Origin of the sequence: Microbacterium lacus, from assembly GCF_002812805.1 — a bacterium.
GTDB lineage: Bacteria > Actinomycetota > Actinomycetes > Actinomycetales > Microbacteriaceae > Microbacterium > Microbacterium lacus_A.
In genome coordinates, this window is sequence record NZ_NMUM01000005.1 from 273,663 (window position 1) to 285,744 (window position 12,082).

The following is a 12,082-nucleotide window of genomic DNA, read 5'->3' on the forward strand; positions in this document are numbered from 1 at the left end:
CTCAGTCGGGGTCGATGAGTTCCGCGGGAACTTCCGCGGCGGCATCGGCGTCGACGAAGAACAGCGTGCGGTGCCGACCCTTCGCCCCCGCGGCGGGCACACTCGTGTAGCTTGCGCCGGCGAGAGCCAGTCCGAGCGCCGAGGCCTTCTCAGACCCGGTCAGGACGAGCCAGACGCGCTGCGAAGCGTTGAGGACGGGGCGCGTCAGCGTCACCCGCACCGGCGGCGCTTTGGGTGAGTCGTGCACGGCAACGGCGGCCCGATCGGTGACTCCGATTTCCGGGCGGTCGGGGAAAAGGGACGCGATGTGGGCGTCCGGCCCGACGCCGAGAAGACAGATGTCGAAGCTCGGCCACGCGCCGGCTTCTGCGTCATCCGACGCCGAGAAGCGAGCAAGCTCTGTCGCGTAGGCTTCGGCGGCGGCCTCGGGGGAGTCCGAGCGGTCGGACGCGAGAATCTCATGCATGTTCTCGGCAGGCGCATCGAGCTGGCCGAGCAACGCCTGACGTGCTTGCAGGGCGTTCCGATCCGGGTCGGACTCGGGTACGTAGCGTTCGTCGCTCCACCAGAAATGCACGCGCGACCAGTCCACGAGTCGCATGCCCGGTTGCTCGGCGATCGCGGCAAGAACGGCGACACCGGCACGTCCACCCGTGAGCGACACGTGCACGATGGGACGCTCGACACTCAGGACGGTGAGCTTCTCGACCATGCGTCGCGCGACGACCGACATTACCGTGTCCCTGTCAGCGCTGACGACGACGCGACGATCGGTGAGGTTCTCAGTCGACATGCGGCTCCCGGCTGACGGGCGGGTCCAACAGCTCCCAGCCCTCGGTGATCACACGACCATACAGCAGGTCGGGATCGAGGCGACGGAGCTCTTCCGCGAGGCATTCGCGCAGGGTACGTCGCGGAAGCACCAGGTCGTGCTGCGGCTGGCCTTCCTGCGTCAGGCACGCGATGGCAGGGGAGGACCGCTCGAGCAGGATGTCTCCGCTCTCGCGCTGGAGCGCCACCGACTTGATGCCCTCCTGCCATTCCTCGGGAGGCATGTACTCCCACATCACGGGGACATCGAGCTTCAGACGCAGCCAGGCGGCGAGGAGCGCCGTCGACGGCGAGCTGCTCGCACCGCGGACGATGGCCGAGGTGACCGGCGTGTACGGCGGCTGGTCCAGCACGGCCGCGAGCTGCTCGCGCCAATGCGTCAGGCGCGTCCACGCGAGATCCGTGTCGCCCGGCGCATGGTTCTCACCGAGGTTGGACAGGCGGTCGGCGGCGCGGGGGCTGGTCGATGCATCCGTGATCCGGCGTTGCGCCATTCGCCCCAAAGGCGACTCGGAGGGGGTTCGCGGCGGCTGATCGGGCCACCAGACCACGAGAGGGGCGTCGGGGAGCAAGAGACCTGTGACGAGACTCTCTTCGTTCGACGCCGCGTCGCCGGTGGCGCGCAGCACGATGACCTCGCTCGCGCCGGCGTCGCCGCCGACCCGGATCTGAGCGTCCACCCGCGGCTCTCCGGAGTCGTCCGTCAGGAGGACGATCACGCGCATCGGGTGCTCGCGCGACGCGTCGTTCGCCGCCTCGATCGCATCTTCTTCGAGCCCGTGCCGGGTCGCGATGATGAGCGTCAGCACGCGGCCGAGCGCGACCACTCCGCCTTCCTCGCGCGCGTTGACGAGGGCCTTCGCGATCTGGCTGACAGTGGTGTCGGGCATTTCGATGATCATGGGCGTCTCCAGACTCGTCCGTCGCGGGCGAGCAGCTTCTCGGCAGAGGCCGGGCCCCACGATCCGGGACTGTACTGCTCGAGCGGTCCGCCCTGTGCGGCCCAGAATTCCTCGACCGGGTCGAGGATCCGCCACGAGAGTTCGACTTCTTCGTGCCTCGGGAACAGCGGGGGTTCGCCGAGAAGGACATCGAGGATCAGACGTTCGTACGCTTCGGGGCTCGCCTCGGTGAAGGCGTGTCCGTAACCGAAGTCCATCGTGACGTCGCGCACCTGCGTGCCGGCGCCCGGAACCTTTGAGCCGAAGCGGATCGTGACGCCCTCGTCCGGCTGAATGCGGATGACGAGGGCATTCTGTCCGAGCTCGAGGGTCTGGCTGCGCAGGAACAGGTGCTGGGGTGCCCTCTTGAACACGACGGCGATCTCGGTGACGCGGCGGCCGAGCCGCTTCCCCGTGCGTAGGTAGAACGGGACTCCCGACCACCGGCGCGTGGCGATCTCGAGTTTGAGGGCGGCGAACGTCTCGGTCGTCGACGCCGCATCCATCCCATCCTCTTCGAGGAACCCGGCGACCTTCTCGCCACCCTGCCAGCCGCCGGCGTACTGCCCTCGGGCCGTCGCTTCGGCGAGGTTCGCGGGAAGCTGCACCGCGGCCAGGACCTTCTCCTTCTCGGCGCGAAGGTCGTGTGCCGAAAGAGAGATGGGCTCTTCCATGGCGGTCAGCGCGAGCAGCTGCAGCAGATGGTTCTGGATGACGTCGCGTGCCGCACCGATTCCGTCGTAGTAGCCCGCGCGGCCCCCGACGCCGATGTCCTCAGCCATCGTGATCTGAACGTGGTCGACGTAGTTGCTGTTCCAGAGCGGCTCGAACAGCTCGTTCGCAAAACGCAGCGCCAGGATGTTCTGAACCGTCTCCTTACCCAGGTAGTGGTCGATGCGGAAGATCGAATCCGCCGGGAAGGCGACTTCCAGCGCGGCGTTCAGAGCCCGAGCCGACGCGAGGTCGTGCCCGAACGGCTTCTCGATCACCACACGCCGCCACGCGTCGTCCGCGTCCGCGTTCTCGTTGACAAGACCCGAATCCCGGAGCTGCTTCGCCACCATGGCGAAGTCCTTCGGCGGGATCGAGAGGTAGTAGGCGTGGTTTCCCATCGTGCCGCGTTCGACATCGAGGCGTTCGACCGTCTCCCGCAGACGGCTGAAGGCCTCTGCGTCGTCGAACTCGCCCGAGACGAATCGGATTCCCTGCAGAAGCTGGCGCCAGGTCTCTTCGCGGAAAGGTGTGCGCGCGTACTGCTTGACCGCGTCGTAGACGACCTTTGCGAAGTCCTGGTCCTCCCAGTCCCGGCGCGCGAATCCGACCAGCGCGAACCCCGGGGGCAGGAGGCCGCGGTTCGCAAGGTCGTAAACCGCCGGCATGAGCTTCTTGCGCGACAGGTCGCCTGTCACTCCGAAGATGACGAGCGCGCTCGGGCCCGCGATGCGGTTGAGGCGACGATCGTCCGGGTCGCGCAGCGGATTGTGCCCGCGCGAGATCTCGATGGGCATACGGGTGTGCCTCTCTGGTTCTACTGGGCGGCTTCGAAGAGCGCCAGGACCTCGACCGTGGGATCGGTGAGCGTAAGCGTCACGACGGGACGTTGGTGGTCTGCGAGTACGGATGCGTCGCCCGAGGCCTGAGCCTCGATCAGCTGGCCGAAGGTGAACGGGAGTCCCGGGATCTCGAGGTCGACATCCGTGCGCTCGGTGATCTGCAGGAAGACGCCGACGGCGGGCCCGCCCTTGTGGAACTGCCCCGTGGAGTGCAGGAATCGCGGTCCCCACCCGAACGTCGTCGGACGACCGGAGTCGGCCGCGACGAGTTCGCGCAGACCTGAGAGCTGCGGGATCGCGAGGCGGTCGACGTAGGCCTGAACCGCGACGTAACCGTCCGCGGGCAAGCGCGACCACAGTGCGTCGAGGACTCCGGCGATCGTGCCGGAGGCGGCGAGCTCGGGGTCGCTGACGCGCACCTCGACGCCGTCCACGACGAACGCCGGGGGAGTGGGCTCGGGACGTGCCTCGAGCAGACCGCGCGTGGCGATCTTTGCCGACTCCACGTCAGGCTGGTCGAACGGGTCGATGCCGAGCAGGCGGCCGGCGATCGCCGTCGCGTACTCCCACACGACGAACTGCGCGCCGAGCGAACCGCTGACGAGGACCTCTCCCGGGTGACGCTCGAACAGGTGGAAGTGCTCCGCGTCGTCGACCAGGCGGACGATCTGCAGGTCGGGCAGGTCTTCGTCGAGCTCGGGCGACACGGGCAACAGCACGACGGGGAGGATGCCCGTTCCCTGCTTGCCGGTCGACTCGGCGACGAGCTGCTCGATCCAGTCGGGCAGACCCACGATGTGGGTTCCGTCGCTGATCAGGCCCATCTTGTCGCGGCGCGGGTTGGTTCCCGCGATGGCGGCGGCAAGCACGAGGGCGGGGTTCTCGGGGCTGTCGATCGCGACCTCGAGGAGTGTGGCGTCGGCCTCGTCGAGCAGCTCGCCGATGTCGACACCGGCCAGACCCGAGGGCACGAGCCCGAACGCCGTCAGGGCCGAGTAGCGGCCTCCGACCGTGGGATCGGCGTTGAAGACGCGGTACCCCGCCGCGCGCGCAGAGACATCGAGAGGGGAGCCGGGGTCGGTCACGACGACGATGCGCTCGACCGGGTCGATTCCCAGGTCGCGGAAGGCGGCCTCGAAGGTGCGACGCGCGGAGTCCGTCTCGACGGTGCCGCCCGACTTCGACGACACGATCAGCGCCGTGCGGTCGAGCCCTCCAGTCTCGGAATCGCCGTCGAGCGCCGCGAGCACCTGACCCGGGGCGGTGGAGTCGAGGATGACGAGCGGGACGCCCGACGTCTGCGTGATGACCTCAGGGGCGAGCGACGATCCGCCCATGCCGGCGAGAACGAAGCGGTCGACACCACGGGCGAGCATGTCTTCTCGGAGCGCCTCGATCTCGGCGACGAGCGGACGCGAGACCGTCACGGCCTGCACCCATCCGAGACGCTTGGATGCCTCGGCCTCGGCGGTGGGGCCCCAGAGGCTCGCGTCACCGCTCGTGATCCCCGATGCCACGAGGTCGGCGATGAGGGTCGGGACGACCCGCTCGACGGCCTCTTTCGGGGCCCCCGAGACGTGGATCTCGAAGCTCATCGTGCCGACTCCGGTGCCCCGGCGAGGGCTTTCGTGACGGTCTCTTGCAGGTCGTGCCACGAGGCGATGAACTTCTCGACGCCCTCATCCTCGAGCACCTGGGTCACGTCGTCGATGTCGATGCCGACCGCAGCGAGCCCGTCGATGACGTCGTGTGCGTCGGCGTAGTTGGTCGTGATGGTGTCGCCGGTCACGGCGCCGTGGTCGAAGGTCGCCTGAAGCGTCTTCTCGGGCATCGTGTTGACGGTGCCGGGAGCGACAAGCTCGGTCACGTAGAGCGTGTCGGGCAGGTTCGGATCCTTGACACCGGTCGATGCCCAGAGCGGACGCTGGGCGTGAGCGCCCGCCTCGAGCAGCGCCGCGGCGCGATCCGATGCGAACTTCTTCTCGTATAGCTCGAACGCGAGACGGGCGTTGGCGATGCCGGCCTTCGACTTGAGCGCGAGAGCCTCGTCCGTGCCGATGACGCCGAGGCGCTTGTCGACCTCGGTGTCCACGCGAGAGACGAAGAACGATGCGACGGACTCGATCGATGCGAGGTCGATCCCGGCGGCCTGGGCCTTCTCGAGCCCTGCGAGGTATGCGTCGATGACATCGGCGTACCGCTCGAGGCTGAAGATCAGCGTGACGTTGACCGAAATGCCCGATCCGATGACCTCGGTGATGGCGGGCAGGCCCGCCTTCGTCGCCGGGATCTTGATGAGGGCGTTCGGGCGGTCGACGGCGGCCGACAGCTCTTTCGCCTGCGCGATGGTCGCGTCGGTGTCGTGCGCGAGATCGGGCGAGACCTCGATCGACACGCGGCCGTCGACGCCGTTGGTGGCGTCGAAGATCGGGCGGAAGATGTCGCACGCGTCGCGCACGTCGGTCGTCGTGAGCGAGAAGATCGTCTCATCGGCGGTGGCGCCGGCCGCGCGCTGGGCGTCGATCGCCTCTTCGTAGCCGATGCCTGCCGAGATCGCACCCTGGAAGATCGTCGGGTTCGTCGTCACGCCGACGACGTTCCGCGTATCGATGAGTTCCTGCAGGTTGCCGGTCGTGATGCGCTGACGCGACAGGTCGTCGAGCCAGATGCTGACGCCCGCTGCCGAGAGGTCTGCGGTGGGGGTTGTCATGAGTTCTCCTCGATGGTCTCGCGTGCCGCCTGGATGACAGCCTCGGCCGTGAAGCCGAACTTCTTGTACAACGTCTTGTAATCGGCGGATGCGCCGTAGTGCTCGATCGAGACCGAGCGACCGCGGTCGCCGACGATGCTGCGCCAGGGCAGCGCGATACCGGCCTCGACCGAAACACGTGCCGTGACCTCGGGCGGGAGGACGTGCGCACGGTACGCCGCATCCTGTTCGTCGAACCACTCCAGCGAGGGTGCCGACACGACGCGGGCGTTGATGCCCTCGGTCGCGAGCGCCTCGCGGGCGGCGACGGCGATCTGAACCTCGGATCCCGTCGCGATCAGGATCACGTCGGGCGTGCCGTTCGGTGCCTCGGCGAGGATGTAGGCGCCCCGCGCCACACCGTCGGTCGAGGCGAACGTGTCACCCGATGCCTCGCCATCGCCGCGCTCGAACGTCGGAACGTTCTGGCGGGTCAGGGCGATACCGGCCGGGCCGCCGTGGCGACGCAGCAGTTCGAGCCACGCCGCGGCAGTCTCGTTGGCGTCTGCGGGACGAACGAGCGTGAAGTTCGGCACGGCACGCAGGGTTGCGAGCTGCTCGATCGGCTGGTGCGTCGGACCGTCTTCGCCGAGGGCGATCGAGTCGTGCGTCCACACGAACAGGCTCGGGATGTTCATGAGCGCCGCCAGGCGGACCGGCGGGCGCATGTAGTCGCTGAAGATCAGGAACGTGCCGCCGAACGGACGCGTGGGTCCGTGCAGCACGATGCCGTTGATGATCGAGCCCATCGCGTGCTCGCGGATGCCGAAGTGCATGACCCGGCCGTACGGGTTGCCGCTCCACTCGTGCGTCGACCACTCCTCGGGGATGAAGGACTTCGCATCCTTGATCGTGGTGAGGTTCGACTCGGCGAGGTCTGCGGAACCGCCCCAGAATTCGGGCAGCTCTGCCGCGAGGGCGTTGATGACCGTTCCGGATGCGGCGCGAGTCGAGACATCCTTGCCTGCTTCGAAGACGGGCAGGGCGTCGGTGATGTCGGCCGGCAGCTCGCGGGCCAACATGCGCTCGAGCAGCGCTTTGCGGTCGGGGTGAGCCGCGGCCCATGCGTCGAACGCCTCCTGCCAGCGCGCCTTCTCGGGAGCGGTGCGGTCGGCGAGGGCGCGGTTGCGCTCGATGACCTCGTCGGGAACGACGAAGCTCTGCTCCGGGTCCCACCCGAGGACGCGCTTCGTCGCAGCGAGTTCGTCCGAGCCGAGCGCGGATCCGTGGATCTTGCCGGTGTTCTGCTTGCCGGGCGACGGCCAGCCGATGATCGTATTCAGCACGATCAGCGACGGACGCGATGTCTCGCCCTTGGCGGCTTCGATCGCGGAGTAGAGCTCGGCGACGTCCTCGACGTACTCGCCGGTCTTCTTCCAGTCCACCGTCTGGACGTGCCAGCCGTAGGCCTCGTAGCGCGCGGCGACGTCTTCGGTGAAGGCGACGTTGGTGTCGTCCTCGATGGAGATCTGGTTGGCGTCGTAGATGACGACGAGGTTGCCGAGTTCCTGGTGACCAGCGAGCGAGGATGCCTCGCTCGTGACGCCCTCCTGGATGTCTCCGTCGGAAGCGATGACGTAGACGAAGTGGTCGAAGGGGCTCTCGCCGGCGGGTGCCTCGGGGTCGAACAGGCCACGCTCGTAACGCGCTGCGTAGGCGAAGCCCACCGAGGATGCGAGGCCCTGACCGAGGGGACCCGTGGTCATCTCGACACCATCTGTGTGGCCGTACTCGGGGTGACCGGGGGTCAGGGATCCCCACGTCCGCAGGCTCTTCAGGTCATCGAGTTCGAGGCCGAACCCACCGAGGTAGAGCTGGACGTACTGCGTCAGCGAGGAGTGACCCGCCGAGAGGATGAAGCGGTCGCGTCCGAGCCAGTGCGGGTCGGCGGGGTCGTGTCGCATCACGTGCTGGTAGAGGAGATACGCCGCGGGGGCGAGGCTCATCGCGGTTCCCGGATGACCGTTGCCCACCTTCTCGACCGCATCTGCCGCAAGCACGCGGACGGTGTCCACGGCCTGCTTGTCGATCTCGTCCCAACGCAGTTCCGACACCGGACCGCCCTTCGTCGTAGAGAGCGCCTCTGCCGCCTCTCGGGCACACGCCGAATCGTTTTTCGGTGGTGTTCACGGGGGAGGGCGCGAGGGCGCATTTCATGTCTTTCCAGCATAGCGAAGGGGCATCCTCGCGCGGCTGTTCGTATGACCCGGTGTGTTACCGGTGCCAGTCGGCGGGGAGGGGGTGCGAAGCAATGCCATAGACTTGAGGTGTATTTGCGAGCGCCGAGCGGGGAGCGATGGACACTACGAGGACGCCTGACGCCCCGGCATCCGAATCATCCCCGGTGTCCGCTGTTCCGCGGTCTTTCGGACGCACGCTGCGTGCCTATGTCGCCCTGACGAAGCCCCGTGTTCTCGAGCTGTTGCTCGTTACGACCGTGCCGGTCATGATCCTGGCCCAGAACGGGCTCCCCAACCTGTGGCTGGTGCTCGCCACCGTCATCGGCGGCTCGCTCAGTGCGGGGTCTGCTGCGGCTTTCAACATGTACCTCGATCGCGACATCGACGCGCACATGCAGCGGACGGTGAACCGACCTCTCGTGACCGGCGAGGTCTCGCCGCGCGGTGCGCTGATCTTCGCGTGGTCGCTCGGGGTGTTCTCGACGCTCTGGCTCTGGCTGACGACGAACGCCCTGGCGGCGATCCTGTCGGCGACGGCCATCTTCTTCTACGTCGTGATCTACACGATGATCCTCAAGCGCCGCACCGAGCAGAACATCGTCTGGGGCGGCATCGCGGGGTGCTTCCCGGTCGTGATCGGCTGGTCGGCTGTCACGGGTTCGCTGACATGGACCCCGCTCATCCTGTTCGCGCTCGTCTTCCTCTGGACGCCTCCGCATTACTGGCCGCTGTCGATGAAGTACAAGACGCAATACGAAGAGGTCGACGTTCCGATGCTCGGGGCGACCCGAAGCGGTGCGCAGGTCGGGCTGCAGGTCATCCTGTACGCGTGGGCGACCGTCGCATGCTCGCTGCTGCTCATCCCGGTCGCCGAGATGGGGATCGTCTACACGGCATCCGCTCTCGTTTTCGGCGGTTGGTTCATCTACGAATCGCACCGGCTCTACAACCGGGCCGTGCGCGGTACCGAGCCGGCGCCGATGCGTGTCTTCCACGCATCCATCACGTACCTGACGTTGCTGTTCGTGGCGATTGCGGTCGACCCGCTGCTGCCGTTCTAGCCTGAAACGCCATAGCGTCGGATATCCGGTCGGCGTCGGACCGTCTCGATCGCATTCCTCCGACTGTCGCCGGATCTCCGAAGCTGGACGAGGTCGGTTCGTCGTCCACAGGCTGCCAAAAGACGCTCAGTTCACAATTTGGGCGGATGCAGCACTGCAGTGATCTCGTGCGTCGCATGCTTTCAGGCATGACGGCGCAGAATTCCCGGGCTTCGGCAGCGACGGTCGACCTTCTCGACGCGGTCCGAAAGTGCGGGGGAGTGGCGCGCTCGATGACTTTGCAACACGACGGCTTCTCGCCGTATGTGATTGCGCAAGCCGTCGCGCAGGGGCTCCTCGTGCGGGTCCGCAGGGTGTGGGTCGCCCTCCCAGGAGCCGATCGTGAGCTCGTTTCTGCGGCCCGGGATGGAGTCGTCCTGTCGTGCATCACCCAAGCTCGCCGACTCGGGCTCTGGGTTCTGCGTGAGCCCGAGTATCACGTTGCGGTTTCACCGCATGGCCGAGGGGGCACGCCGGATGGAATCGTGGTGCATTGGGCGGATGCGGTTGTGCCCAGGCATCCTGACGCACTCGTCGATCCGGTCGAGAATGTCCTCGCGCTCGTCGCGGCGTGCCAGCCGCACGAGGCAGCGATGACGATCTGGGAGTCAGCGCTGCGTCAGGGCCTCGTTGAGCGGGCCGCACTGATGAGGCTGCCGCTCCCTCGACGTGCGCGGCGGATTCTCGAGCGCGCCGTTCCCTTCGCGGGTTCTGGCCTCGAGACGCTGTTCTCGATACGGCTGCGATGGTTGCGGGTCAGGATCTTGCCGCAGATCTGGATACTGGGCCACCGCGTCGACTTTCTCATCGGCGAGCGGCTCGTCGTGCAGATCGACGGGGGACACCATGTGGGATCGCAGCGGACGAGCGACATTGCCCACGATGCGGCCCTCATGGCTGCGGGGTACCACGTCATTCGTCTGTCCTACGAACAGATCATCGACGATTGGCCGACAGTCCAGGACATGATCGCGCGGGCCGTCGCGGCCGGGCTCCATCTCGCCGCGTAGGTTGTCGCGGGCGTCGGAGATTCGGCCGAGGTCGGGGCAGGGAAGCTCCTCCGCTCCGACGCTGGCCGAATTACCGACGCCCAACGAGGGGTGGCGTGGAACGCTCAGCTCTTGGCGGGCGGGACCTCTTCGTCGGCTGCTGTGGCGACATCGGCGTCCAGGGCGGCCTCATCGGCGGTCACGCCTTCCGCGGTGGCGGGTTCGAAGTCGTCCTGGGGGTCGTCATCGATGTCGTCCACGTCATCGAACGAGTCGGCCACCACTACGACGGGCTCGGCACGCTTCACGAGGGACGCGCCAGCCGCGAGGGTGAGGGCGAACGCCAGTCCGATCAGACCGGCGCCGATCAGGATGGAGCCGAGGACGGCCCACGACTGACCCACATAGACCTCGACACCGGTGGCGCTTCCGTCCAGGATCGTGTCTGTCATCACGCCGAGCTTGTCGAGCGTGAGCCACAGGCCGACACCACCGGCTGCTACGGAGCCGACGACGAGGACCCAGTAGGGAACGCTGCGGACGAGGCGGGGACGGGCGGTCATAAGTTCTCCTTGTTCGTGGGACGGCGTACACCGCCGACGCAGAGACTCTTCCTGTCCCGTTAGTGCGCGGCCTATCCGAACCCTATGGGTTCGCTGTGGGGGGAACCGATCCGGCGCCCGAACGTGTCTACGAAGTGGCTACGGATGCCGGTGCCGCGGACTCGTCCCGCTCCGCGCGTATTGCGGTCGTCGGCACCTTCAGATGCATGACGACTGCCGTCATCGCCGCGACGAGCAAGACCGCGAGCACCATGTGGATGTTGACCAGCACGATGGGGAGCCCCGTGCGTGCCTGCCAGAGCCCGACGGCGATCTGCACCGCCTCGACGGCCAGCAGCAGCAGCACCCAGCGTCGGAGGGGAAGGCGCCAGCCACCGACGAGCAGAGCGAGCGTCAGGGCGAGTGTCGCGTAGGCGGGCCACGAGTGGAGGTGCTGCATGAGTTCGGGGTTGAGCCCGTTCCGCGCAGCACCCGCATCTCCGGCGTGGGGGCCCGCGCCGGTCACGAGGATCCCGACGACGACGGTGATCACCACGGCGACCGACGTGAGATGCGCGAGGATGGCGAGTCCGCGAGGCGCCGCAGGTACGCGCGGTCCGGGCGTGGAGTAGACCCGGACGACGAACACCGTGGCGAACGCCACGAGCACGACCGACGCGAAGTAGTGCAGACCGACGACGTACGGGTTGAGGTTCGTCAACACGGTGATTCCACCGATGACCGCCTGGATCGGCACATACAGGCCGATGATCAGTGCGAGCCAGAATAGATCGGGGCGAGTGCGCCGCATACGCACGACGAAGAGGAACGTGATGACGGCGACGGCGACGAGCACGAACGTGAGCAGGCGATTGCCGAACTCGATGACCCCGTGAATGCCCATCTCCGGCGTATTGATGAAGGATTCGGGCGTGCATCGTGGCCACGTCGGGCATCCGAGTCCCGAAGCGGTGAGCCGGACGAGTCCGCCGGTACCGACGATCGCGACCTGGACGACGAACGTGGCCCAAGCCGCGAAGATGACGCGACGATCGATGCTCGACGGGAGCATCCGCCAGAACTTCTGCGCGGGTCCGGGTTCCTGCGACAAGCGGATCGCCTCCTGAGCGGTCCCGCGTCGGGTCGGGCGCGGGCAATGGTCGGCCCGCTGGACGGGGCGACCCTGTAGAATCGAGG

Annotated in this window: 10 protein-coding genes; 2 read left to right on the plus strand and 8 right to left on the minus strand. The window is 67.3% G+C overall.

Annotated elements, in window-relative coordinates; all coding sequences use genetic code 11:
- Position 1 precedes the first annotated feature (1 nt).
- From pgl to tkt, 6 genes are read right to left on the minus strand one after another with little or no spacing between them, the layout of a single operon-like run.
- Positions 2 to 793 (minus strand): 6-phosphogluconolactonase, encoded by a 792-nt coding sequence (gene pgl / locus CGU34_RS01930; protein ID WP_036295902.1) that lies wholly within the window; start codon positions 791 to 793, stop codon positions 2 to 4.
- Complete coding sequence (locus CGU34_RS01935; RefSeq protein ID WP_100813091.1) at positions 783 to 1,733, minus strand: glucose-6-phosphate dehydrogenase assembly protein OpcA; 951 nt, start codon at positions 1,731 to 1,733, stop codon at positions 783 to 785. The genes pgl and CGU34_RS01935 overlap by 11 nt, the downstream gene beginning before the upstream one ends.
- Positions 1,730 to 3,280, minus strand: coding sequence for a glucose-6-phosphate dehydrogenase (gene zwf, locus CGU34_RS01940; protein WP_036295906.1), 1,551 nt, complete (start codon positions 3,278 to 3,280; stop codon positions 1,730 to 1,732). Before zwf ends, CGU34_RS01935 begins: the two co-directional genes overlap by 4 nt.
- Before the next feature lie 20 nt (positions 3,281 to 3,300).
- Positions 3,301 to 4,920: a glucose-6-phosphate isomerase gene (locus CGU34_RS01945; RefSeq protein ID WP_100813092.1), complete on the minus strand. Its 1,620-nt coding sequence runs from the start codon at positions 4,918 to 4,920 to the stop codon at positions 3,301 to 3,303.
- Positions 4,917 to 6,035, minus strand: coding sequence for a transaldolase (gene tal, locus CGU34_RS01950; RefSeq protein WP_100813093.1), 1,119 nt, complete (start codon positions 6,033 to 6,035; stop codon positions 4,917 to 4,919). Before tal ends, CGU34_RS01945 begins: the two co-directional genes overlap by 4 nt.
- A complete protein-coding gene (tkt, locus tag CGU34_RS01955; RefSeq protein ID WP_100813094.1) occupies positions 6,032 to 8,128 on the minus strand; it encodes a transketolase in 2,097 nt (698 codons plus the stop codon). The genes tal and tkt overlap by 4 nt, the downstream gene beginning before the upstream one ends.
- A gap of 242 nt (positions 8,129 to 8,370) precedes the next feature.
- Between tkt and CGU34_RS01960 the strand changes: the two genes are divergently transcribed.
- On the plus strand, positions 8,371 to 9,315 hold the full coding sequence (locus CGU34_RS01960; protein WP_081766154.1) for a heme o synthase: 945 nt from the start codon (positions 8,371 to 8,373) through the stop codon (positions 9,313 to 9,315).
- A gap of 188 nt (positions 9,316 to 9,503) precedes the next feature.
- The gene (locus CGU34_RS01965; RefSeq protein WP_051513044.1) at positions 9,504 to 10,364 is read left to right on the plus strand and encodes an endonuclease domain-containing protein; all 861 of its coding nucleotides are present in this window, start codon (positions 9,504 to 9,506) and stop codon (positions 10,362 to 10,364) included.
- A gap of 104 nt (positions 10,365 to 10,468) precedes the next feature.
- On the opposite strand, the gene CGU34_RS01970 is transcribed toward CGU34_RS01965, so the two are convergent.
- Positions 10,469 to 10,906 carry a hypothetical protein gene (locus CGU34_RS01970; RefSeq protein ID WP_036295921.1) on the minus strand — a complete coding sequence of 146 codons (438 nt, stop codon included), beginning with the start codon at positions 10,904 to 10,906 and terminating at the stop codon, positions 10,469 to 10,471.
- Positions 10,907 to 11,033: 127 nt separating this feature from the next.
- A complete protein-coding gene (locus CGU34_RS01975) occupies positions 11,034 to 11,957 on the minus strand; it encodes a COX15/CtaA family protein (RefSeq protein WP_036296014.1) in 924 nt (307 codons plus the stop codon).
- Positions 11,958 to 12,082: the final 125 nt, after the last annotated feature.